Here is a 25,425-nt window from a genome sequence, read left to right as displayed (position 1 = left end):
CCAATACGAATAGAAATCAAGCACCAACAGCACAAGTTAATATAAAACCAGTTTGATGCTATTTTAAGCAACTCGTTTTATAGATATCAGATTGCATTATTGATGGTTAAACGAGGTTTTTCTGCATTCTTATTCCAGCAAAGAGCATAAAAGGGGATATTTTATTCTCAGCAAGCCATATGGATAATATTTCATTCACTATTCATAGCTGATGGCAAAATATACACTCATACAAAATGAGGTATTGATCACTTTATTGATGAAATTAATAGTCGAAGATATATATAGATTTTGAGATACATCACTAAAGAGTACCTTTTATATGCCTTACCTACATTTTATCTTTGGCCTGGCTGTTGTCGGCGCTTTAGCATTATTAGCCAGCAAAGACAGAAAGAGCATAAAAATCCGTTATATTATTCAGCTTCTCGTTATTGAAATGGGCCTTGCGTATTTCTTATTAAACTCTTCTGCCGGTACAGGTATCGTCACCCAATTTTCTGATGCCTTTAATAACCTAATGAAGTTCGCAGCACAAGGTACAAATTTCGTATTTAGTGGTGTGGTTAATATCGACCAGTTTGATTTCTTTATGCAGGTATTAATGCCGATTGTATTTATCTCTGCATTAATCGGTATTCTTCAGCACATTAAAGTTCTTCCTGTCGTAATTCAGTTTATTGGTTTTGTTCTCTCTAAAATTAACGGCATGGGCAAACTGGAATCCTTTAATGCTATTAGCGCATTGATGGTGGGCCAATCTGAAAACTTTATTACTTATAAAGATATTCTTGGCAAAATGTCTGAGCGCCGTATGTATACACTGGCAGCAACAGCAATGTCGACAGTATCTATGTCTATTGTTGGCTCATACATGCAGCTGATTGCACCAAAATATGTGGTTGCCGCACTTATTCTGAATATGTTCAGCACCTTTATTATTCTGTCACTAATTAACCCTTATGATCATGACTCAGAAGTCAATTTCGATGACATGATGAAAAGTTCAAGTGAAGAAAAGCTGAGCTTCTTTGAAATGCTGGGTGAATACATCATCACAGGCTTTAAAGTTGCAGTAATTGTTGCAGCAATGCTGATTGGCTTTATTTCACTTATTGCGATGATCAACCAAATCTTTACGTCTGCATTTGGTATCAGCTTCCAGGATGCAATTGGCTACCTGTTCTACCCTATTGCCTGGCTAATGGGTATCCCTGCTGGTGAAGCACTGCAAGCAGGCAGCATTATGGCAACCAAGCTTGTTTCTAACGAGTTCGTAGCAATGATGGCTCTGCAAGACAAGATGGCAACTATGTCTGCACAAACTGTTGGCACGCTGTCTATCTTCCTGGTTTCTTTCGCAAACTTCAGTTCTATCGGTATTATTGCAGGTGCAGTTAAAGGTGTGAACGAAGAAAAAGGTAACATGGTTGCACGTTTCGGCCTGCGCCTGCTGTATGGTGCAACACTGGTTAGTGTTCTGTCTGCAATGATCGCAAACCTTATGCTTGCTTAAGAACAAATAAAACTCAGTTACTCCCCCTTTCAAAAATGCTGGTTTAAATACCAGCATTTTTATTTTGGGTAGAATATATACCTTTAAAATACCCCAATAGCATATACGCTATAACATTAACCAAGTAATAATTAAAACAATAAAGATTCAGTACACCCATGATAGTATCCTCTGCCTTATTTATCTCAGAGGTACAAAATGAAAAAAGGTCTGGTTAGCCTTTGTATGGCTGTTTCACTATTTCCTGCAGTTGTGAATGCTCAAGCTTTCGACAATTATTATTTCGGCATTTCAGCAGGTAAAGCAGAGTTAGATGCAAGCACTTCGTCTATCCACAATGATATTAAGTCTGAAGGATTTTCTGATATTACTATTGATGATAATGATACAGCCTTCAAAATTTTTGGCGGCGCTAATATCAACGACAACCTCTCTCTGGAAGCTTTTTATACAAACTTAGGTCAGTACACAGTAAACGCTGATTTTACTAAACAAAATATTACGGCTAATACTGATATTCGATATGACATTGAATCAGTTGGTATTGACCTGGTTGGCTCGTTTCCCCTTTCTGAAACTTTCAACATATTTGGTAAAATCGGAATGCAGTACTGGTATGTAGATTCCATTGTGGATGTTTCATCAAACACTTCTGCCTATTATATTAAACACCAAAGTGACCTTGAGACAGGTTTTGATCCAACTTACGGCATTGGGATCGCTATGAACATTCACCAATTCTCTGTCCGCGCTGAATATGAAGTTTATAAAATTGATGAAGAAGACATTAATATGATGTCTGTGGGTGTTGCTTACCATTTCTAATCGATAACTCGTAAATATCAGGAAAATACATCCTTACCCGCTTTACCGAATGAGTTGCCTCAGCATAACGGTTTGGATCCTTCAATCCCAAACAGCTCCAAACCGTACTCACATCCTGTTTATATTTAGCACTCTCATTTATCCGATCTTCCTCAACAAAACACATTGGATATATTGCTAGCCTGATTGTTGCGACAAAAACAATAATGGTAGTACGCGTTACTTTAAGATAGCTGGCTGTAAGACAGAGAAGAACATGGCGATTTTCTGAGTTTTGATCAGGGAGAGGCAATGAGTACATTTTCTGAGTTACAAATCGATCTTCGACAGATGATCATTGCAATCGAAACCGCTGTATCACTGGTTGGTATGAATGACACCAATCACGGCAAGCGTGTTGGCTACATTGCCAGCCAACTGGGACAACGGCTCGGGTTTAGCGAACAAGACATTCAGTTCGCATTTGACTTAGGGCTGCTGCACGATTGCGGCGTTTCAACAGAACAAATGCATTCCAATCTGGTAAATCACTTTGACTGGCAGGATTCACATATCCACTGTCAGATTGGTTACAACCTGCTGAATAACTTTGCCCCCCTCTCGGCATTTGCTGTTCCGGTTCTTCACCACCACACACCATGGGAAAAACTACAAGACATCAATATCAGCATGCAAAATGCGCGCATGGCCAACCTCATCTTTCTGGCAGACCGTATTGATGTGCTCGCTGCTCCCCATTACGAATCAGACATTTTACTGGCCCGCAAAGAAATAGTCGAAAGCCTGCAGAAATACTCTGGCAGTTACTTCGATCCAACTCTTGTCGAAGCATTTGTAGAAGCAGAAAAATGTGAATCCTTCTGGATAGCACTGGAAGATCGCCATGTAACCCGTTTTACCTGGGATATGGGAAAATACAAGAGCGAACGACCACTTACGATTCCCCAGCTCAAACAGCTGTCGATGATCATGGCATACATCGTTGACCAGAAAAGTCCATTTACGGCTCAGCACTCTCTCAGAGTTGCCAATTTAGCAAAATACCTTGGTATAAGTTACGGCTTATCACATCTGCAATGTGACAAAATTGAAATCGCCGGCTTGCTGCATGACCTAGGAAAACTACACACACCAGATCATATTCTGGACAAACCGGGGCCACTCAACGACATTGAACGCTCAATTATGAACCAGCATAGTTATGAGACTTACGAAATCCTTCGGCATATACAAGGAATGGATGAAATAGCCCGCTGGGCTGCTTACCATCATGAAGGGCTGAATGGCGCAGGGTATCCGTTCCATCCAAATGAAAAAGATCTCAGCATTGAAGCCAGAATCATAGCTGTCGCTGACATTTTTCAGGCTTTAGTGCAGGATCGTCCTTATCGAAAGGGAATGTCGCCGGATGGTATTACTGCCATACTCAATGACTTTGTTCAGTGTGGAAAACTTGATGCGAACATTGTCAATCTGGCTAAAGAACATCAAATAAAGTGCTTTGAAATTGCCCGGGGAAATATGAGTGAAAACAGCATAACGGCAGAGAGATCTCATTAAAACTATAGGCTTGTGGTATCAACGGCCACAAGGCCACTGCTGGCAAATAGTCTCCATAATAATCAGCCAATTCAGTCAGATACCACGAGGCAATAAGGCGCATTTGAAATGTACTTTTTGCTTTAACCTAGCAATAACTATGCTACGATATTAGTATTAATAGTAGTTGCAGGTGCTTTCATGGGTAAGATCTCTAAGTACAGTTTACAGCTTTCCATTATGCTTTTAGCATCAGTGCTTACCGTTTATATATCTGCAACTTACCCTTCTCATGGACAAATTGAATATATAGAGATCTTCACAGAAGGAGGAATCGCATCAGGATGCCTTTTCCTTATGTTCTGGATTGAACGCCTGAATACTGATTGCTTCAGGAATATCTACCGCCTACTACTACTCTCTACCTGCTTCCTCTTTCTTGGTCACCTGCTTGATGCCATTGACGAAATTACTGTTGAGCTTGCCGCTATAGACTTAATGGAGGATATCTTTACTCCTATCGGCTTCATCGTCTTCATTTTCGCCAATTTTCGCTGGGTGAAGCACCATGAAGAGCAAGCAAATATAATGAAAAAACTGGCCAAGACCGATCCGTTAACTGGCTTGTTAAACCGACGAGCATTTACGGAGAAAGGCAACGCCATCCTGAGGCAGAGTGCTGATGACTCAGAAAAAAAGATCAGCATCATCATTATGGATATTGATTACTTCAAACAAGTTAATGACAGATATGGCCACCAATTCGGCGACCAAGTGCTGATAGAAATAACATGTAAAATCAAATCAATACTGCGCAAACATGATTATATTGCCCGACTAGGCGGTGAAGAATTCATCGTGCTATTACACGACACAAATGAAAACGAAACTAAGCTTGTAGCTGAAAAAATCCGAGGCTGTGTTGAGAGCCTATACATCTCTCACAAACATGAAAAAGTCAGGTGCACCATAAGCCTTGGCGCAGCAATCGAACACGCCCAAACAAGCAATTTAGACAAACTCATCGGACAGGCAGACACTGCACTTTATAAAGCCAAAGCAAATGGCCGAAACTGCTGGGAGTTAGCCACGGATCCTATCTGAGATCACTCGTAGCACAACCGAATCAGGATGGCTTGCTCAAGGTACCAATCCTCTGCCCCTGATGCACTTTCACCCCCTGAAATACGCCCGGCTCAAACAAAAGAATATTGAGCGAACCACCATATTTGAAATGCCCGAGCTGCTCGCCTTTATAAACCATAAGCGGATTGTGCTCGTCGATCTTTTTGTATTTATTTACCGTGTTTATCGAGCTCATGTCCGCGCCGATTTTACTTATGGTATTCAGCCCAACAGCCACCATTGCGACCTGCCCGAACTTCTCTGTCTGAAAGACAAAGATAGCCCGATGGAATTGTTCAAAGGCACTGAATTTTGCATCGCTGGCACCAACATTGCCGTCATGGAACCAGGATGGCGCCTCTTCCAGTCCGAAATACACCTTTCCTGCTTCTTCATAATGAACCAGCTTTCCTGTTACCGGAGAATGATAATGATGGTAATCAGAAGGTAACAGCACACAAGACAGTGCTGTTCCGCCAATAAAACGGTCCCAACTGTAATAGCCATTCAGCAATTGTTTTACATTCAGACGGCGGTACCCTTTTGTCGGGATTTCGGTCTCATCTGTCAACTCTGAATCAATCATATTGAGCTCACTGTCCGCCGGAGCAACGATAACGGAATCATCATCAGGAGCACAAACAGGTCTTGCGCCTGGCTTTAACTCACGGGTAAAGAATTCATTAAATGTTCGATATCCGTCAGCCGGCATCTGAAAGTCTTCAATATGCGTGTCAGGTTCACTCACCCACTCGTTTATCACCTGCCAGACTTCCTGACCAGGAGTATCCATAAACTTGCCACGCTCAGTGATAAACTTTACTGTCCAGTCGTAAATTACCGGCCGACCATCCAATTCAAAGTTGTTAAGGAAATAAGCGGCTTTCTCATTGTTGTAGTAAAACTCCGTGAAATGCATGATAAAGCCAAGTCCCGAAGCTGACGGTGAGGCAAGGTAGTGAAGCCAATTATTAAAATAATCACAAAATGCCAAATAATCCTTACCAAACCAGATATTTTCCTTTGGCTTTAGAGGCGGTTCATCAGGGAAATCTTTAACATGACTGATCGCTTCATCGAATGCAGCCTGCACTTCCGGGTTATCTTCGAAAAGGCCTTTGAGCTCTTCCACAATCGGACATAAAGGCTTCTTTTCAAACAACAGCATTTCATCTCTTGTCATCAGTGACGTCCTCACTTTAACTTTCGACACACGCCAATTTCAGAGTATATTCAAACTATCATTATTGCTTAAAACTAATTACTTACGTTTCGTGCAATTATAGCAACCCATATTCCCCCCCCTCGAAGATAAAGCTATTTTGTGCTGTTACCCTAGCAGATATCATCATACAATAAGCTATTTTCGCTAATAACAAGGATGCTTTTTACGTGTCACACATCAAAACATTATTATTGTTTTTAATTCTTGTCTCATCACAGGCTTTAGCCAAACAGAATAACATTTATGACCCAACAAGGATTGCAATTGACGACTATTACAATGCATTAGCTACAGCAACAGTCAAGCATCAAAATATCTTTGTAATTGCCGGAGGAAACTGGTGTAAATGGTGTTATAAGTTCGAAAAAGATTTACATAAATTAGGGTATGATAAAACCATTAAGAGTAAGTTTGTTTTCATGAAAGCAAACTGGAGTGAGGAAAATGAGAACGAAGGATTTTTCAACCTATTCCCTAAGATCAAAGCCTTCCCTCACATTATGATTATTTCTAATCATGGTAAATTGCTTGAGTCTCGCCCTGTAAATTTTAGCGAAAAAGAATTTGTGGCAATTCTGAATAAATACTCTGATGCTACATAATCAGCTACCCCTGAACAATGCATGGTGAAGCCCACTCGCCATGCAAAATTTAAAGTTGAACAACCTCATCTTATATCAACGCATGAATTCAATCGTCATAAAACTGTCACCCAGAAGCAATAACGCCAAAATAAAATCAAATTAGAAAATAAAACCTACTAAAGAAGAGCAACATCAAAAAACAAATGTATGTTCAGTGACAAATAGATTTCAAAAGCGCATTTTATACATGCATTTTAAGCATGAACAATTAATAACAGTTCTAACATTTATGGCGAAAGCCATTTTTTTACTCTAACCATGGCAAGAAGGTGATCTTTGTGAATATTTCCTCAAAAACATAAGCGGATATTTCTTACTTAAGAATGTTTGCCTATTAAATTCGTCGTGACAGTTAAAGGATAAATCAACAGTTATCACTTACTGTGATTATTGTTAGTAACATTTATTTTATCAGGGATATTGCACAATGAAGTTTTCCCACAAACTAATAATTTCAAGCACCTTGATCGCAACCGGTGCTATTGCTGCTCTTTCTGCAATTCTTTATTACAATTCATATAAAGACATTACCGATAATGTGACCAATAAAATGGAAACTTATTCAGTCTCCATGGCTAACCATATTGGTACCTGGTTACAGGGAAAAGAAAAACAGATCCGAATGCTGCGCCAGGGAATATCTCAGGCTACAAGCGATAACGACATACAAAGGCTGATAGACCTACCAATTCTTAAACAAGAGTTTTCGGTAGCCTATGTCGGTTTGGAAGACAGACCAAATCTCATCATCAACCATCCGTTTAATGACAAAACCTACGATGCCCGTAAACGCTCATGGTACAAAGAGGCCAGAGCAAAAGGTGATATCAATATCAAAAAACCATATACGGACACCAAAACACAAAAGCTGATGATTGCAATCGGTGCCCCTCTGACTGACGCGCGTGGCATTCATGGTGTTGTAAACGGCAAAATTGAACTTGATGCCCTGCTTGATATTCTACGACACCATCCGCTTGGAAGCGGCGGCTACGCATTCCTTGTCGGCAATGACGGTGTCATCATCAGTCACCCGAATCCGAACTTCAATGGCAAACCGCTGTCACAACTGTTCGATCGCGTACCGACACTGACTAACCAATTACAGCCTGCATCCATTAATGGTCAAAAACAGTTGCTATCATTTGCGCCTGTTGCAATTAACGGTGCCAAATGGAAAGTCGGCTTAGTCCTCAACTATGAGGCCGCATATGCCTCTGTTAACCAGATGCAAACTTTCATAGTGGTATTTACTTTGGGTACAGCGCTGCTTTGCTGTTTCTTCTATAGCCTGATCATTAGCCGTCTGCTTAAGCCGATGCAGTTAATCGGTAAAGCCATGCGACAAATTGCCAGTGGTAAAGCCAATCTTGGCCAGCGTATTGATTCAAGCAGCAATGATGAATTCCAGGAATTAGCCGAAAACTTCAACCACTTCATGGCGTCGCTGCAAAAGCTGATCCTTGATATCCAGAACATTGGCGGCTATCTGCTGGAAACCAGCAAAACAGCGCAAACCAATGCCGGCGATTCAGCAAGGCACATCGCTGGGCAACAGCAAGAAATTGATCAGCTGGCCGCTTCAATCAACGAGATGGCCATGACTTCTCATGAAGTTGCTAATAATGCCCAGCAAGTAGCGCATCACACTGAAGATGCCAGCAGCGCCACCATTGAAGGTAACCAAACCGTTGAGAATACAGCGCAGGCAATTAATGCTCTTTCTGAGCAACTGGAGCAGGCACGTCAAACCGTCAATATTCTTGCTGAACACAGTGAAGGCATTGAGTCCATTACTGACGTGATCAGCGGTATTGCTGAGCAGACAAACCTGCTGGCACTCAATGCCGCAATTGAAGCAGCACGAGCCGGCTCACAAGGACGAGGTTTTGCCGTTGTGGCCGATGAGGTCCGTAACCTGGCATCAAGAACTCAGGATGCAACCCGTGAAATCAACAATATGATTGGAGTTCTACGCGATAAGACCAATGAAACCGTTGAAGTTATCGAGTCAAGCCGTGTTGGCGCACGTCGATCTGTTGAAGAAGCCGAACATGCAAGGGAATCTCTGGATAAGATCAGTCAGGCTATCGAGCAGATATCTGGAATGACATTGCAGATTGCCAGTGCCGCGGAACAGCAGAGTTCAGCAACAGAAGAAATCAACCGAAACTCGGAAGCGATTCTGGCTGCCTCATCAGCACTGAATCAGACCGCACAAGAAACCCATGAGATGAGCCAGTCATTGCTGGAACAATCTCAGCAACAACAGAAATTGCTCGGTGAATTCAGTCATTAATTGTTCATCACACTAAAACGCAAAAGCCCGGGGGAAACGCAGTTCTCCGGGCTTATCTGCTAAGCAGGCATCATAATCGGAATTTTAAAAAACTTCTCCGGTAGCTGCCCGGCCCTGATATTAACCTGAACCGAAGGATAAAGCAGTTTCGGCGCAGACAGATGGCTGTCTCTCTCTTGTCGGAACTGTATAAAATCATCTCTGGTGATATCACCACTAATGTGAATATTGTCAGCTTTACTTTCTGCTACCGTTGTCAGATAGGCCAACTCCCTACCACCTGGCTGATAATCATGACAGATCCACAATTTAGTCTCATCCGGCAACTCATAGATCCTTCGAATACTGTCATATAGCAGTGATGCATCCCCGCCGGGAAAGTCGCAACGTGCCGAACCAAAATCAGGCATAAACAAGGTATCACCCACAAAAGCGTTACCTTCAATAAGATAAGTCACACTGTCGTTGGTATGCCCCGGTGTGGCGATAACTCTTCCACTTAATAATCCAAAGGAAAAGCACTCCAGATCTTCAAACAAGTGATCGAAGCCGTCGTTACCATCAGCAAAGAGTTCATCATTGAGCGCAAGCAGCGGCTTAAAAAAGCTTTGAACTTCAGTTATCCCTTTACCTACAGCAATCTTTCCGCCAATCCGCTCTTTAAGATAACTCGCCGCAGAAAGGTGATCGGCATGAGCGTGGGTTTCTAAAATCCAGTCTGTGGTAAGGTCATTGTCATTAAGAAATGCGATCAACTGATCAGCAAAGAAGCTACCCACCATACCTGAATTAACAGCAAAATCCCTTACGCTATCAATAACAACAGCATGTCCTCCAATCTGATCAAAAACGATATAACTCAAAGTTGATGTATCTTGGTGATAAAACGCTTTTACTTGTGCTGCCATAAGTAATCCCTCCTGTTACGGAGACGGGCTGAGAGGCGCCTTGCCTGTAAGTAAGTCTAGCTGTTACACGCCCAGAGCTATCAGGGTTCTATTTTCATCAATTACTTGCCTGAACATTACTTACAAAACTATTTCTTACTGAGCAATTTCTTGCCAAACGACAGCAGGCTCATTAAGTTAACAATTTCCAGTCATCACCTGATCTATTGAAAATGAAGAAAATCTATCAGCCGCTCTTTGATAATAATCATCCCCCCGGAGAGATTTTCTTTGGTCATGAAGTGTTTCTGCCGAACACCACCACACCGAGGCACAGCCACCCGTGGGGCCAGCTCCAGTTCATTAAGGGCGGCATTTTGGAGCTTACAGCAGAAAGTAAGCGCTTCCTTTCACCCTCTCAGTATGCGGTATGGGTACCTGCCGGTGTCGAGCACGAAAGCTTTATGCGCCGCAGCCTGGACTACTGCTCAATGAACATTGTCTCCCCTCTTGCTGACGACTTACCCGATTATCCTTGCCTTCTTGAAGTCAGCCCGATTATGGAAGCAATCATAGGTGACTTAAAAGACAGGCGCATTGCCGTTCCACAAAGCGATGAAGATCTTCGGATGGTGAAAGTCCTGCTCGACCAAGTTCTCAAAGCCAATGAGCATGATCAGTTCCTTCCGAACAGTGATCACAAACTGCTGAAACCTATCCTGACAGAACTGGAACGCCACCCGACTTCGCACAAAAACCTTAGCGACTGGGCCAAAGAGCTTCACACCACCGAGCGAACACTGGCGAGACACTGTCAGGATAAGCTGGGGATGAGCTTCACAGAATGGCGACAACGTCGTAAGTTCATCTACTCGCTGCATTTATTGCGCAAAGGGGTTTCAATTAAAGAGATAGCCCTGACGCTGGGCTATCATCAGGCTTCACCTTTCATCACTCTGTTTAAGCGCTACTCACAATGTACACCGGAGCAGTATCGGCAAAAGTTCTATTCAAACGTGGAACGATGATCAAGGGTGGTTTTCATTCATTTTTCTAATTAGCAGCAATTTTATTGAAAGTTCTTCATCACAGCTCGGTCTTATTCTTTGAGCGCGATAAGGGGGAATAATGAAACTGTTGTTAATTCTTTTCTACGGACTTATCTTCACTCTGCCGTTAAGCGTGCACAGCGCATCGCTTAACGGTTTTAATCTTGATCGGCTAACTGTTCCGGCAGAGCAAATCCTGTCCGGCGGACCAGGTAAAGACGGCATACCCGCGATTCTTAACCCGAGGTTTGTAGAAGGCAACAAAGCCAATTTCATGAAAAGTCATGACGTCATACTGGGCTTAACGATGGATGGGCATAGTCGTGCTTACCCCATCAAAATCCTCAACTGGCATGAAATCGTCAACGACAAAATTGATGACCGTAAATTCATCGTTACCTACTGCCCGCTTTGCGGCTCCGGTATGGCATTCCTCGCAAGAGTCGATAACAGAACCCTTACGTTTGGTGTTTCCGGCCTGCTCTATAATTCTGATGTCCTGCTCTATGACCACCAAAGCGAATCTCTATGGTCGCAAATCCGTGGTCAGGCAATTAGCGGCAAAGCTGCAGGTCAGACTCTTACTCAATACCCATTAACACTAACGCGTTGGCAACAGTGGTTATCAGATCATCCTAAAACACTCGTGTTATCGGAGCGTACAGGTTATTACCGCAACTACTCTCAGGACCCATATGCAGGTTACAGTCGCTCACCCCGATTATTCTTCCCGGTTGCCAATAAAGCACCGAGCAGTTACCCGACAAAAGAGACCGTATTAGGCTATAAGGGCAAGAAGAAACAAATTGCATTTCCACTATCAGAGCTTCGTAAAAATGCTCAGGAAAAGTTCAGTTATGAGTTTGAAGGTGAGATGCTGAACATTCACTGGGATCAGCAAAATCAATCAGCAACAATGAAAGATCAGAATGGTAAACTACATAATACAACCATGTTGTATTGGTTTGCCTGGTATGCGTTTTATCCTGAGACTGAGGTGTTTAAAGCAGAGTAGAGTAAACCTAGTTAGAGTTTTAAAACCAGAAATTCATCCATGAGTAGTCACAGATGAATTCCTGATAACGTATTAATTTTTTTCAGCAATAGCACTAACAAAAGCGTAATCAGATGAGACAAATATGCTTGCAATCATATACTCACCGTTAAAGTTAACTGTAACTAAAGCGCCTTGGTAGTCACCATTAAATTTAGAGTCACTACAGGCCACGGCCTCGGCATCATCTATGCTGTAGTAAAATCCTGTACGCTTAAGGGTGCCTGTAACGGTGCAAGAACCATTAACAGTTAATGAGCCATCTGCTTCAACTTTAATGGTGTCACCATTTAAAGAGCTGGTATGAGTTCCTTCAATAAAAGCAAGATCTAAAGAATCCTCAATTTTTTTGAAGCTTTCTTCTATAGAGTTTCCATTGTAAGAAGACTTAAATATCGTGGAATTAGCATCAAAGATTATTTCGCTACGAGATTCAGCTTCATATCCACTTCCACCCGAACTGTAATAGATTACCCCTGTAGCTTCCATCTTATTGTCATAAGTCTTAGCGCTACCAGTTGCAATTAATGTCCCCTCTGATTTTATCATCACAGAGCTTAGCGGCCCGAACTCAGGAGCAACAATCATGGCACTGTCACTGTTAACACCCACAAAGATACCATTTGCTTTAAATTCTTGTGGATCAACCGGGTTACCAGGCTTTACATATTCGCTACCATTACCACCATCACTGCTATTACAACCAACAACTAGGAGTGGTAAGAGTAAACTTGCGAAAGCAAGTTTTTTCATAGATACCTCAATTTATAATTATTTTAATACTTATAGTTCAAACCAACCATAAACGTACTAATGTCCGTTTCAAAAGTAGCTTTAGCAACTGGAGAGTCGACCTCAAATTCAGGTCTGAAATAATCCCAACTTACACGTAATGATGTTTGTTTATTCATTGTAATTTCAGCACCTAAGCTAACCATACCACTTAGAGAAGTATGGTCATCTGAATAAGAGTTCAAATCATAGGTAGCATCAACATCAGCACCAAAGTACACCAAACCCCACTTACCATAGATATTAAAGAAATCACCAATTGGTAAGCTTACCTTTGGTGCCGCAGCTAAATACATCATATGGCCAACAGAGAAGCCAACACCATTTACACTTTTTTCAATTGCATCAATTCCACCCGCAGTGAATTCAACAGCAAAGTATGGATTAAATTGATAACCAGCATAAATACTACCTGCAACACTGCTTTCATCTAAATCACCGGTAGAAGATTTTGATTGACCAGTAAACTTATTAGTAAGTTTTACGGTTGCATCACCGAACTGTGATTGTCCAACACCAAAACCAACATATGGCTGAGCGGATGATGTAAAAGGCAACAAAGTGGCTACCAGAGCTATAGCTGGGGTAATTAATTTCATAATTTAATCCTTAGAAGGTATAAAAGCGAAAAGACAGTGAGGATTATTAATCTTCATTCACAATCTTACATCCAGCACATTTCTAACAACACAAAAAAACAGACAACAAATAGCAAAATAAGGACAAAGCGAATAATTTACCTGCACCCAAAATATAACCAATTCATTGCATACAAAGGATTCAACAATTAGTTTCGGAAAGATAAAACCTATTTATTCAATAAGATAGTCTTAACTAGGTTTATTCCAGCAAATTATTAAATTGACATATGAACGCCACGCTGAATACCATTCACATTTACCAACATTATTTAATATTGCTATGTTTATACGAAACATCGACTTACCAATAATGAACACAATCACGCTAATTCCATATTTGAAATGTTACTCAGAATGTGGTTATAGCTCATCGACACTCCTGAAGAATTTCAACCTAAGTTCAGAACAAATAAATAAAGATGTTTTCATACCTTCATTCCTGGCAGGAAAAATCATATCTACGATAGAATTGAATACAGGGATTAATAACATAGGTATAGCAGCTTTTATTTCTGGAGATTTTAAACAAGTTCACCCTCAAATCGCTGCTAAGTTGAACAAAACACAAAACTTGTTAGATCTTATTTTAACATTGAAATCTAACAGGAAGCTACAAGGTTCACATTTCGACTTACAAATGAAATATGAACAAGGGACATTATTTATCTATCACTTCAGCTCAATACCTAAAGCGTCGAATCAGTATCAACAAAACGAGCACCTAAGAACTTTATCGATCATTGAGATGATAAAACAAAGGTTAGGAATTTACTGGAAACCTGAGTTTCTATATATGTCAGCAACAACAAGTCCACCAATTGAAATCATTAGTTCAACAACAAGCGGAAAAGTTTATATAAACCAAAAATATGCATGCATCCCTGTTAGAATTGATCTTGAACAAATATTAAATAATCACACAATAAATGACATTGCTAATAAGGAAAGTGCCTTAGAAAGGCTAAAATTAATAACTAGAATATTTATCGAGAGTAAAGATTTGAGTCTTCCGTTCATATCAGAGATGTTCGGCTGCTCTTCGAGAACCTTACAGCGAGTACTCAAGAATAATGGCACAAACTTCCGAGAGCATATTAAAGCTCAAAAACTCGAACATGCCGCATTACTTTTGAAAAGTAATCATCCAATCAACTTGATTGCAAGCAAAATTAGCTACAATGAACCAGCAAATTTTACACGAGCATTTAAAGCATACTTTGGCGTGGCGCCCTCAACTTACAATAACATTGATCAACCACTATAACGCGGACTACTTTATTTTCAAAAAGAGATAAATGATGAATAAATTAAATGATTGTCCGATCACAAGTACGCTATCACTTATTCCATACCTTAAGTGCCTATCTGAGGCTGGATTTGATGCAACAAAAATTCTCAAACATCACAAACTAGACTCTAACATTGTTCAACAATACAACTATATTCCAAGCTATATCGCATATGAAGTTCTTAAGTCAATATCAAAAAAGATTGGTTCTGAAAATATCGGCATTGATGCCTACAAAATAGTGAAACTTCCAACATTTATTGCAAACATCAAAAACCTTATGGAATCAACAGACAATATTGTTGAGTTCTTTACTCTGCTTTCAAAAAACCAACATTTAATTGGTTCACATTTCAAAATATGGCTTGAAGTTGAAAACAACATTCTCTTTGTATGTCATCAGGGTTCTTTATCAAACTCAATGCCATTTACGAACCAAGCTGAGTACTTCAGGACACTTTCAATAATTGAAATTGTTAGATTTTATACAGGTAATGACTGGAAACCATTAGAGTTACACTTCAATTCAATGAATTCACCACCAATAGATATAATAATAAACACACAGGCTAGAAGAGTCTTTGTAAATCAACAATACGCAAAAATACCAATTATAGAAAATTTCAAGCAGGAAGCTATTTCACCTCAAATTGGCATTTTCAATTTTAGTATAGAATCCAAAATTATTGATAGGCTAAAGCTTGTGACAAATACTTTTATTGATCATGAAGACCTTAGCCTATCACTAATATCTGACCTATTTGGATGTTCGAACAGGACTCTTCAACGAGTATTAAAAAAAGATGGTGTGAACTTTCGAGACTTTATCAAACAACAAAAGCTTGAACATGCAATTTCTCTTTTACATGATAACACCCCCATTAGTGATATAGCTCATAGGCTTGGATATAAAGATCCTGCTAATTTCACACGCTCATTTAAATCTTATTATGGTGTGGCACCATCATTATTCCGAGAACCGACTAACTTTAAAAGCCCTAAGTAAGCAGCGCGCTACAAGCTTGTACTTCTATTGCGGTGAAAGGGTGCAAAACTCTTCACCATCACATTTAATATTATAATGAGAGTTGAGTAAAATAGGCTTATTTATATACCCATGACCAAAGAAAGGAAAATAGTAAACAGGCTTATAGAACTGTTTAGCAAAGTTTTCTATCGTTTTCTTGTATATCAATCGTTCTGAATCTAAAGGATTTTTAGGATAAAACTGACCAAATACAATCCCATTAACATGCTTCAACGAACCCATGTACAGCAATTGATGCAAACTTCTGTCTAACTGACGATAGCTGAGGCCGACGTCTTCAATAAATAAAATTTTACCCATAAAATCAGGCTGATACTCTGTTGCAAATGTTGATGCAACCAATGTTAGGTTACCACCTATAGATTCTCCTGACGTACCTTTCTTAGCCTCTTGGTTAAGCGGCAAAACATTTTCATATAAGACCCCGTTTTTCATGATTTCTCTGATATCAGGGATGGATTCACGCTCGTTAGTCTTTACTAAATCAAGTTTTGCACTTAATCGCTTCAAATCTTGGTTATGCCCTGCAACGACAGCATGAAGAGATGACCAGTCTAAATATTTATTGATAAACTGATGAATTGCAGTTACATCACTAAATCCAACTATTAATTTAGGCTTTACTTTTTTAAGATCGGGTAGAGCCTGCTTTAAATATGGCAAAAGATTTATAGCCCCACCACCACCGCGCACAAACCAAAGGATGTCATTGTCTTTATCTTTAAGAGCTTCTATTAATAAATCTGCTCTCGACTTTTCAGTATTTACGTAACCCAAATCAGAAACAATCTGATTAAGATATTTATCGCTAACCTGATAACCTTTTTTTTCAAAAGATTGCTTTATATATTCAATAGATTGCTCATTGTAAGCGGTCGATACAGAGACAAGAGATATATTATTGTAGTCCGATGCTTTAACCACAGTTGATATGAGCATCGAAAATACAATTAAGCTTATTATTTGAAACACACGCTACCTCTCCTAAGCATTAAATTAAGACTCAGTTTTGAGAAATATAATATCATTAGAGATAACTGCCCGTATCTAACAAAAATCAGACATCATTGATTCTTTTAAAAGCTTCAACCTGCTGCATAACAGGGCGTTATCAAATGTCGCAAAATGACATGGCTGTTTATTTTTATATTGATACTATCTTTGATAAATCTCGCATAAATATACTCGCGTATCAGAATCATAAGCAACAAGGTTAACAATAGATGAATGTGAAATATTTAACACTACTCATACCAATTATTTCTTTTTATTCAAAAACATCTCAGAGTTCACAACTTGAAGCAACATCTAAAATCGTCAATGGTATATATTCCAAAACAGATCACATCCCATGGCAAATTGATTTTAACTATGGATATTGTGGTGGTTCAATCATTGATCAAAACTGGATGTTAACAGCAGCTCATTGCATTGCAGGCAAAGATCAAATTATAAAAGATAATATACTTGATCTTGTCGTTGGTGCTAATGGAATAAGTATCGAAAACGGTGAACAAGATTCTACTTACTACAAAATTGAAAAAGTCTTTGTTCACCCTGATTATAATTATAACAAAAATATAAATGATATCGCTCTTGTAAAAATACCAGACTCATCAAAATTTCCAGCAAACTCAACAATAAAACTGATCACTGCTTCAGAACAAAAAATAATGGAGCAACAATTTACTAACGAATGGGTTGATAATCAAAAGCGGCCTGGGAATTTAATGGCCTCAGGATGGGGAGTTACTAATCCAGCAGTTAAAGATGACTATGATCCACACCTTAAACAGACTTTACTAAGTGGTGTTCCGTTACAAAATTGTATTAGTATGACTAATTCATTTTTAGAGCTTGATGTTTCGAGCCAGTTAAATAATGTTTTATGTGCCATGTCACCTGATCCAGAACTGGCTACTGATACTGGTAAAGGAGACTCTGGTGGGCCACTAATTTGGCAGAATCCTAATCATAAAGATGACAAAGATAGAGGACTACGACTTGTTGGGGTAACCAGTTATACCTATACAACAGGTTCTAACCAGGCTCCTACATATTATGCAAAGGTTGCAATGTATAGAGGCTGGATTGAAAAAGTGATCGGTAAAGATCTCAACTCAATTCCTGTGTCTACTTTTGCACATGACCCTTTTACACAGGATTACTCGGCAGCTCCAACAATAAGAGCCGTTGATATTGTTCGTACAGAGATACCGAGTGGTTCTGGTGGCAGTACTTCTGTGTTCAGTCTCTTAGCTCTTCTCGGCCTTTTATGGCGAAAAAGGCTGACTCACTAAGCTGATTCAAATTACGATTAGTTAGGGCTGAATACATTGTGATATAAGTCATATTGTATTCAGTTTTTTTACGCCTAAAGCATATAAATTGTCGCAAAATGACAGAGACATAACCATCCTTTATCTATAAATTTATTAGTTCAAACACACCATAATCATTCACTGCATTTGTGATTCAGCCACACAGCTTAAAGCGTTCATTCAATCATGTTGTTTAAGCTCTAAATATCAACTTATTAAAAACTGACTGTATTACATGTATATAAAATCTATTAATAGCTTTGATCCCGATCTTATTCCATCACCTGTCGTTGGCGTTGTTTCAAAGGTATATTTTCATAATTCTGGCTATCACCAGCATAATAAACATCAGTTCCTCTTCGCAAAAGGCGGTGGGTTAATTGTCGAGATTGATAACTCCAGATATTTTGTACCACCAAGTTGTGCAATCTGGGTTCCAGCGAAAACCACTCATAAAACAACTACTCATAATGAAGTAGAACTTCGTTCTTTATTTTTTGAAGACGGCCTTTCTCTTCCATCTAATCCTTTAATTATTGGTTTTTCTTCATTACTTTTCGAACTAGCAGATAGGATGGCTCACTGGCCATGGGATAAACCTATCAGTGAGCAGCATTCAACACTAACTGTTTTTCAAGAAGAATTACAAGCTGCATTACTGCACCCTTTAAATATTACGATGCCAAAAGATCGTCGCCTGAATCCTTTACTTGACTTACTAAAATCGGAACAAAATCCACCAAAGCTGATTGACATTGAAAAACTTATAGGAGCAAGCAGCAAAACCATAGGGCGGATTTTTATACGAGAAACAGGTCTTAGTTACCAAGCATGGCGACAACAGTGGCGACTAATGAAAGCCATGGAAATGCTGACGGATAGAGAACCAGTCCACCGTATTGCTGAACAGTTAGAGTTCTCCAGCAGTAGTGCATTTATTGCTTTTTTCCAAAAGCATACTAATCAAACTCCAGGTAAGTTTGTTAGTTAATATTGATTAAGTTAATCGTAACTCTCCCGATCTTCACCACTCTTCGAATTAACCATTTTAAATTAAGAAAAAAATCCCGGTATAGGCCGGGATTTTTTATTTAAAGACACTGATTAATCTTTTGTAAATCGAAGTGTTAAACGATGCCACTCAACTACATGTGTCGGCTCGGCACCTCCAATTAGTGTACCACCTCCATTGACATATGCCCCGCCGCTATCAGATGACGAAAATAACCTGTCAGAGTATTCGTAAGCAACAAATGGTGTCACTAATTCCCACTCACCCGGAGTAAGGTTCGAATCATCTACCAGTGTATATGTCATGAAGCGATTTGTATTACCAAATAGGCAATAAGTAGAGCTATCCATCTTAACCGATTTAACATTTACAAGATTAAGTACATTAACTTCGGACTCACAACCAACATAACGTTTAGCATAAATCTGTACGCTTCTTCTATCCGCTACATTTGTAGAACCTACCGGTTGAACCAATGCTAATAGATTTGCACCTTCACCCAGTCTATTCAGTTGCTCAGTAGTTGGCTGTAATACACTAATCAAACCTGCAAACCTGACTGAAGTACCTTCCAAAGCCTTAAAGTTTGTATTCAAGTTAAGATTGCTTTCATCAAGAGTCCAAATCGGAGCCAAAGCCACATCTTTATCCGCTACACCTTGTTTAGGCGGCTTGATGTAAAACTGTTTCTCAGCTTCTACAGTAGCTCCTAACGCTAAATAGTTTTTGCTTTCAGCTTCAGTGATCTGCACATCCATCAGTGCATCACTAGCTCTTGGATCATAATCCAAAAGAGTGACTTCACCACTGTTAGAGTCTATGGAAGAAAAATCATGGTTATCCCTGCCATTATTACTTTCAACAGAGAAACTACGAGAACCAATCGCGTTAGGAAGGTCTAACGTAATTTTTTTCATTGGTTCAAAATAGAATGACTCTTTTTCGGTCACAATACCCGGGTGCGGCGCTTTTTCAACACGACCTATAATACCTGTTATATGACGAGCCAAATAGTTACGACTTTTCTCTGCATTCACACTAACTTGATAATCACCTGCTGATTTTACCTTCATTTCACCAGTAGAGGTGTTGGCCAATTCAACAACTGTTAATGATGAGTTATACAAGTAATATTTAAGCCCGGTTGCTGCATTGCGGACCGTTGGAAATATCGACTCTCCTGACTTATACGCGACTGCAGGATATGAAACCTCAACTGGGTTTTCAGCCGGATTAATTGTCACAGAAAAAGTTGTCGTTGCTGATTTAAAACCGTCTGCACCAGAATCCGTTACTTCTACAGTTGTTGAACCCGCATTCAAAACTGTCATTTTACCAGTCTGGCTATTAACCTGAACAACATCCCTATATTTAGTAGATGGTGCCAAGCGATAACTTAAAGTACCTTTGTAGCCTGTAACCGTTGGAGGATTAATCGTTGGATTACCTGGCGCATAAACAGCTTCAATACCGTTATCCACAGAAATGGTGGAATCAGCCGGATTGATAACAATAGTCAGAGGTTGTGGCGCAGACGCTTCATAATCTGCTGATTCCTGGCTAACTACATCAAAAATAGCAGAACCTTGCTTATGAACATTGAAGCAACTCTTGCTTACATCAAATGTAACAGGCGAATCAGCAGGTTCACCACGAAGAGTTACACTCAGCGCACCTTTATTTCCTGTAATATTTGCGTCACTCAATTCAATACACAGATTGTCCTGATACTTACGAGTGATGTTATCCATGTTCAGTGCTGGATGAGGGGCTTTTTCAATCGTAACAGTCAGTTCCGCCGTTGATGATTTGTAATTTGGACCACCATCATCTGTAACCGTTAATTTGGTCGTTCCTGCATGTTCAATACTGAGTTTACCCGGTTGTGCAGATACGACATTTGATGGCCCGACAAATGTCAGGCGCCCTTTCTGACCTTCCAGAACAGGGGTCAACTGACGATCTACTAAATCCTCTGTAAACACATGAGTAATATGCTTGTTTCCCAGGCCTGGATGATCCGCTTCAGTTACCGTATATTCAAAACGATCAGAAGATGGTTCATAATTTTCATTACGGTTATCCGTCGCAACTAATGTCGCTGTGCCTACACCCACAATCTTAGGTTTACGGGTGTTATAGTCGATAGCGATAACATCATCACCTGATTCAACATGGTAAGATACGTCACCTTTTGCATTATTTACTGAAGGTGTGATGACGTGGTCAGGAGAATACGGAAAACTGGCATCACTCACACTAAGAGCAGAACGGAGACCTTGCGTAATCTCTACGTAGAAGTATGCTTCACGCTTATCAACACTATAGCTGTCATCAAGCTCATTAATTACCTTTATCACTACCGTGCCCTGCTTATTCACAATCATCTGCCCGTTATAAGGGTTGACTGTAAGCACATCACTGTCAGCATAATGATAATCTAGTTGATAACGGAATGTCCCTTTATTACCACCACTTACTTGCTGTGGCATCAGAGTAAGACCTTCAGAATACGATTGAGTAATCTTTCCGTATTTCAACTCACCTAAGCTGACTGACTCAACTTTAACACTTGCTCTGATCGTTTTAGGTTCATACCGACGGTTACCGTTGTCTGTAATGTAAACTGTCGCCCAGCCGTAAGTATCAAGAGGAGTAATTGCACCGCTGTTACGGTCTATATCAATAAGGTGAGTACTATCGGGAGCGACTTCGTAGCTTAACGTACCCTGTGTGCCACGGATATCTAGGTACTTAGGCTGAGCTTCATGAGTCGAAATCGTTAATAAAGATGCAGAAAGATTAACATTCGGCGATTTTTCCAGATGAACAGTGAAAATATCTGATGATGTCTGATAAACAGAACTGTTATCTTCAACATAAATTCGCACATCACCGGGATTGAGAAGAGTCAGCTCACCCGTGTACTTATCAACACTAACAACATCTGTTGGCTCACCATCTGCAAGACGAAACGTCAACTGACCAAAGCGATTATTAACGATAGGGCTATAAGTCCCCGAATCAGAATAAAACGTATTCACATCCTGCGCCATCAGGGGATCACGATAAGCTTTAGATGGCCGAGGAGCCTGAGAACCGATGTTGGATGAAGATGAAGAACCGCCACCTCCCCCACCACACCCCGGAATAGCCAGCATTGCACCAACAAGCAATACGGAATAAAAATTCTTCATTATTACGCAACCTAATAAGTATAAGTGATTTCTAAAATTGAAATCTTGGATGGTTATTTTGTACGGTATTTTTTTAGGTCGCTGATTCTACACTCCTCAAGTGTAATATTTCAACAATATTTATATCAATTAGACATAATCTGTCTGATTTCATTTATAAAAAGATTAACCACGATTAATTAACTCATTGATATTAAACAAATACAACCAAATAACCATCACAAATGAACGAAATCAAATATACAGTAGGGACATAAGAACGACATTCAATTGCACATATCCACTCCAACAAGTCAACAATTACATTGTCCACTTTGTCTTCATATAAATATCTTTGTATATACATCCATATTTAACGTAAGAATGATCAATCTTCCTACTAGGAATATTTCCTATTTTTGTAAAATAAAAAAAGGAGCCCATCAGGACTCCTTCAATTATCAATTCTGTTTTATTCGAATTAATTTTAAATCGACAAAATTACACCGGCGATAGCTGCACTCATCAGGTTGGCTAGAACACCTGCTGCAATGGCACGGAAACCATTCTGAGAGATAAAGGTACGGCGTTCAGGAACCAGACTCCCCAAACCACCAATCAGAATTGCCATAGTCGAAATATTGGCAAAACCACACAGTGCAAAGGTCACAATCGCAAGAGAGTGTTCGCTCAGCTGGTCTTTAACTTCCATCATCTGAATGAAAGCAACGAACTCGTTTACAACAACCTTGTTACCAATCAGAGAACCAGCCGTAATAGCCTCACTCCATGGCACGCCCACCAGCCAAGCAACAGGGGCAAACAGATAACCCAGAATCAGCTCAAAACTCAGAGGAAGGCCAAATAGCTCACCCACAGAACCCAGGATGCCGTTCAACAGCGCAATGACACTCACGAAAGCGAGAAGAGTTGCACCGATCGCTACCGCAATGCGTAGGCCAGACATTGCACCATCTGCCAATGCCTCAACGACGTTTGCTGCTCGTGGCAGTTCAACTGAAGTAATTTCATCTTCATTGTGGCTCTGATCGCTTGGCGGAACCAGAATCTTAGCCATTAGAAGACCAGCTGGAGCCGACATAAATGCAGCAGCAATCAGTAAGTTCAGCTCTACACCCAGTGACGCATAACCCACCAGCGTACCACCCGCTACAGAAGCCAAGCCACAAGTCATCACAGCAAAGAACTGGGAATCACTCATGTTCTTCAGGTAAGGCTTTACTACCAGCGGCGCTTCAATCATGCCGACAAAAATATTGGCTGTTGCAGACAACGATTCAGCACGTCCTGTACCCAGCAGTTTTTGCAGCGAACCGCCAATCAAGTTGATCACTTTTGGCATCAGGCCAATGTGATACAAACCAGAGATCAATGCAGAGAAGAAAATAATGATACCAAGGACATTGATGGCAAACACAAAACCAACACTGCCGGATGCCAAGCCACCAAACAGGAACGAAATACCTTCCTGACCGTAGTTAATCACACTGGATACGGTAGCAGTAACAGCATTCAGCGCTTCTTTACCGGCTGGTACGTACAGAACCAACAACGCAAAGATCACTTGCAGACCAAAAGCCAGTGATACAGTTCTGAGCGGAATATTACGGCGATCTGTCGACAGTAGCCATGCAAAAAGCAAAATGGTTGCGATACCTAACAAGGACGTCATGAATGAACCTTTACAACAAAATAATGTAGAGGCGCGCATTCTAGGTAAGAAATAAAAGCATTCAATAGCCAGTTGTTACATAGGCGTAAACAACAAGGACGGATTTAGAGCGGGAGTTATAACAAACTGAATTAAAAGAATTTTAATGTATGGCAATAACAATTATTGCCATATGGAAAAGATATTTTAGCCAGCGCGAAAAGAACATGAATTGAATATGACTAAACATTCATCGCTTTATGCTGTTTTAGAATTTTACCAACGGCTTAAGCGCCGAGTCCCAATACGGTGTATCACCAATGTGCTGTTTAAAGTATTCAATAACGGCTGATATTTTTCGCGGCAGGTGCTTACGGCTCGGATAAACCGCATAGAACGGCATTGTCTGGTTCGCCTGCCAGTCTGGCAGTAACTGAATCAACTTCCCTTCACGAAACTCATCAGTTAACAAATAGCTGGCCAGATAAGCCACTCCCCAACCGGAAATCGCCGCATCACGAACGGCCTCAGCCAAATCGACACGGTAATTACCCGCCACGGTCACAAACAGTTCTTCTTCCTGCTTTTTGAACGACCAGCGGCAATAATTTCGCTCACGGCTTCGATAGGTAAGGCAGTTATGCTCTACAAGATCATCAGGGTGATGGGGTAGAGCGTGATTGATCAGGTAATCCGGAGACGCAACCACCACGAAACGAGAATCTGCCAGTCGCTGTGCCACATAGCCATCAGGGATCCGTTCATGGTTGGTGATCCAGAGATCGATGCCGTCTTCCAGCATGTTCGCTTTATGGTCAAACAAGCTCACTTCAACATGAAGTTCAGGGTACTGTCTGCGGAGCTGCTCAATGGCAGGGATGACATGCATAGTGCCGAATGACTGAGAAAGCCCCAACCTGAGCACACCAGCAACTTCATCACGAGCATCATCCATAATCGCATCAGCATCACGGACTGCTGTGACAACATGCTCACAATATCCCAGAAAGCGCTGCCCGGCTTCGGTGAGGTTAAAACTCCTTGTCGTTCTCTGAACCAACTGTAAATTCAGCTCTGCTTCCAGCGCACCAAGCTGTTTACTGACATGGGAAGTCGATACACCCAGCTGGCGGGCTGCTGCCGTAAAACTTCCGGCCTGTACCAAAGTGAAAAAAACGACCATCTGGCCTGCACGATCCTGGATCAATGTATTTTTGCCCTGACTTAGAACTGTTTAGAACTGACTAGACCTGTATCTGTCTTATCGATTGTGATTCACATCACAATTAAAAAGCGCCAGTGTACTGATATC

The 25,425-nt window shown here is 40.5% G+C and carries 20 protein-coding genes; 12 read left to right on the top strand and 8 right to left on the bottom strand.

Features of this window, described 5'->3' with window-relative positions; all coding sequences use genetic code 11:
- The first annotated feature begins 322 nt into the window (after positions 1 to 322).
- From AACQ93_RS18115 to AACQ93_RS18100, 4 genes are all read left to right on the top strand, one after another.
- Positions 323 to 1,516: a NupC/NupG family nucleoside CNT transporter gene (locus AACQ93_RS18115; protein ID WP_007463621.1), complete on the top strand. Its 1,194-nt coding sequence runs from the start codon at positions 323 to 325 to the stop codon at positions 1,514 to 1,516.
- A gap of 198 nt (positions 1,517 to 1,714) precedes the next feature.
- Complete coding sequence (locus tag AACQ93_RS18110; protein ID WP_064607456.1) at positions 1,715 to 2,341, top strand: outer membrane beta-barrel protein; 627 nt, start codon at positions 1,715 to 1,717, stop codon at positions 2,339 to 2,341.
- A 291-nt stretch (positions 2,342 to 2,632) separates the two neighbouring features.
- Positions 2,633 to 3,901 carry an HD-GYP domain-containing protein gene (locus tag AACQ93_RS18105; RefSeq protein ID WP_064607453.1) on the top strand — a complete coding sequence of 423 codons (1,269 nt, stop codon included), beginning with the start codon at positions 2,633 to 2,635 and terminating at the stop codon, positions 3,899 to 3,901.
- Positions 3,902 to 4,081: 180 nt separating this feature from the next.
- The gene (locus AACQ93_RS18100) at positions 4,082 to 4,984 is read left to right on the top strand and encodes a GGDEF domain-containing protein (RefSeq protein WP_064607440.1); all 903 of its coding nucleotides are present in this window, start codon (positions 4,082 to 4,084) and stop codon (positions 4,982 to 4,984) included.
- Between the two features lie 22 nt (positions 4,985 to 5,006).
- On the opposite strand, the gene AACQ93_RS18095 is transcribed toward AACQ93_RS18100, so the two are convergent.
- Positions 5,007 to 6,188, bottom strand: a complete 1,182-nt coding sequence (locus AACQ93_RS18095; protein WP_084419307.1) for a phosphatidylserine decarboxylase — start codon at positions 6,186 to 6,188, stop codon at positions 5,007 to 5,009.
- A 209-nt stretch (positions 6,189 to 6,397) separates the two neighbouring features.
- On the opposite strand from AACQ93_RS18095, the gene AACQ93_RS18090 reads away from it, so the two are divergent.
- Positions 6,398 to 6,832 (top strand): thioredoxin family protein, encoded by a 435-nt coding sequence (locus AACQ93_RS18090; RefSeq protein ID WP_064607434.1) that lies wholly within the window; start codon positions 6,398 to 6,400, stop codon positions 6,830 to 6,832.
- A 469-nt stretch (positions 6,833 to 7,301) separates the two neighbouring features.
- On the top strand, positions 7,302 to 9,173 hold the full coding sequence (locus tag AACQ93_RS18085; RefSeq protein ID WP_064607431.1) for a methyl-accepting chemotaxis protein: 1,872 nt from the start codon (positions 7,302 to 7,304) through the stop codon (positions 9,171 to 9,173).
- Between the two features lie 59 nt (positions 9,174 to 9,232).
- Here AACQ93_RS18085 and AACQ93_RS18080 read toward each other — a convergent pair whose 3' ends face one another.
- Positions 9,233 to 10,081 (bottom strand): MBL fold metallo-hydrolase, encoded by an 849-nt coding sequence (locus AACQ93_RS18080; RefSeq protein ID WP_064607427.1) that lies wholly within the window; start codon positions 10,079 to 10,081, stop codon positions 9,233 to 9,235.
- A gap of 212 nt (positions 10,082 to 10,293) precedes the next feature.
- Between AACQ93_RS18080 and AACQ93_RS18075 the strand changes: the two genes are divergently transcribed.
- Positions 10,294 to 11,088 carry an AraC family transcriptional regulator gene (locus AACQ93_RS18075; RefSeq protein WP_064607424.1) on the top strand — a complete coding sequence of 265 codons (795 nt, stop codon included), beginning with the start codon at positions 10,294 to 10,296 and terminating at the stop codon, positions 11,086 to 11,088.
- A 100-nt stretch (positions 11,089 to 11,188) separates the two neighbouring features.
- A complete protein-coding gene (locus AACQ93_RS18070) occupies positions 11,189 to 12,124 on the top strand; it encodes a DUF3179 domain-containing protein (RefSeq protein ID WP_064607420.1) in 936 nt (311 codons plus the stop codon).
- A gap of 72 nt (positions 12,125 to 12,196) precedes the next feature.
- On the opposite strand, the gene AACQ93_RS18065 is transcribed toward AACQ93_RS18070, so the two are convergent.
- Together AACQ93_RS18065 and AACQ93_RS18060 are read right to left on the bottom strand one after the other, a co-directional pair.
- Positions 12,197 to 12,916 (bottom strand): hypothetical protein, encoded by a 720-nt coding sequence (locus tag AACQ93_RS18065; protein WP_064607416.1) that lies wholly within the window; start codon positions 12,914 to 12,916, stop codon positions 12,197 to 12,199.
- A gap of 23 nt (positions 12,917 to 12,939) precedes the next feature.
- Positions 12,940 to 13,554 (bottom strand): outer membrane beta-barrel protein, encoded by a 615-nt coding sequence (locus AACQ93_RS18060; protein WP_084419303.1) that lies wholly within the window; start codon positions 13,552 to 13,554, stop codon positions 12,940 to 12,942.
- Positions 13,555 to 13,906: 352 nt separating this feature from the next.
- Here AACQ93_RS18060 and AACQ93_RS18055 point away from each other — a divergent pair, with 352 nt between their 5' ends.
- Positions 13,907 to 14,860: a helix-turn-helix domain-containing protein gene (locus tag AACQ93_RS18055; protein WP_198160191.1), complete on the top strand. Its 954-nt coding sequence runs from the start codon at positions 13,907 to 13,909 to the stop codon at positions 14,858 to 14,860.
- A gap of 31 nt (positions 14,861 to 14,891) precedes the next feature.
- Complete coding sequence (locus AACQ93_RS18050) at positions 14,892 to 15,890, top strand: helix-turn-helix domain-containing protein (RefSeq protein ID WP_084419301.1); 999 nt, start codon at positions 14,892 to 14,894, stop codon at positions 15,888 to 15,890.
- A 24-nt stretch (positions 15,891 to 15,914) separates the two neighbouring features.
- Here AACQ93_RS18050 and AACQ93_RS18045 read toward each other — a convergent pair whose 3' ends face one another.
- Positions 15,915 to 16,904, bottom strand: coding sequence for an LD-carboxypeptidase (locus AACQ93_RS18045; protein ID WP_232323354.1), 990 nt, complete (start codon positions 16,902 to 16,904; stop codon positions 15,915 to 15,917).
- 251 nt (positions 16,905 to 17,155) lie between these two features.
- Here AACQ93_RS18045 and AACQ93_RS18040 point away from each other — a divergent pair, with 251 nt between their 5' ends.
- Entirely contained in the window at positions 17,156 to 18,232 is a 1,077-nt protein-coding gene (locus AACQ93_RS18040) for a S1 family peptidase (protein WP_064607404.1), read from the top strand.
- Positions 18,233 to 18,488: 256 nt separating this feature from the next.
- Complete coding sequence (locus AACQ93_RS18035; protein ID WP_064607401.1) at positions 18,489 to 19,244, top strand: helix-turn-helix domain-containing protein; 756 nt, start codon at positions 18,489 to 18,491, stop codon at positions 19,242 to 19,244.
- Between the two features lie 113 nt (positions 19,245 to 19,357).
- On the opposite strand, the gene AACQ93_RS18030 is transcribed toward AACQ93_RS18035, so the two are convergent.
- The 3 genes from AACQ93_RS18030 to AACQ93_RS18020 all read right to left on the bottom strand — a co-directional run bounded on the left by AACQ93_RS18030 (position 19,358) and on the right by AACQ93_RS18020 (position 25,320).
- Positions 19,358 to 22,462, bottom strand: coding sequence for a hypothetical protein (locus tag AACQ93_RS18030; RefSeq protein ID WP_064607398.1), 3,105 nt, complete (start codon positions 22,460 to 22,462; stop codon positions 19,358 to 19,360).
- Between the two features lie 466 nt (positions 22,463 to 22,928).
- A complete protein-coding gene (locus tag AACQ93_RS18025; protein WP_064607395.1) occupies positions 22,929 to 24,134 on the bottom strand; it encodes a NupC/NupG family nucleoside CNT transporter in 1,206 nt (401 codons plus the stop codon).
- A gap of 247 nt (positions 24,135 to 24,381) precedes the next feature.
- Positions 24,382 to 25,320 (bottom strand): LysR family transcriptional regulator, encoded by a 939-nt coding sequence (locus AACQ93_RS18020; RefSeq protein WP_064607392.1) that lies wholly within the window; start codon positions 25,318 to 25,320, stop codon positions 24,382 to 24,384.
- Between the last annotated feature and the right edge of the window lie 105 nt (positions 25,321 to 25,425).

This window comes from Photobacterium sp. J15 (assembly GCF_963870815.1).
GTDB classification, from domain to species: domain Bacteria; phylum Pseudomonadota; class Gammaproteobacteria; order Enterobacterales; family Vibrionaceae; genus Photobacterium; species Photobacterium marinum.
Note: the sequence above shows the minus strand (reverse complement) of the source record. Positions and strands in the feature narration are given on the sequence as shown.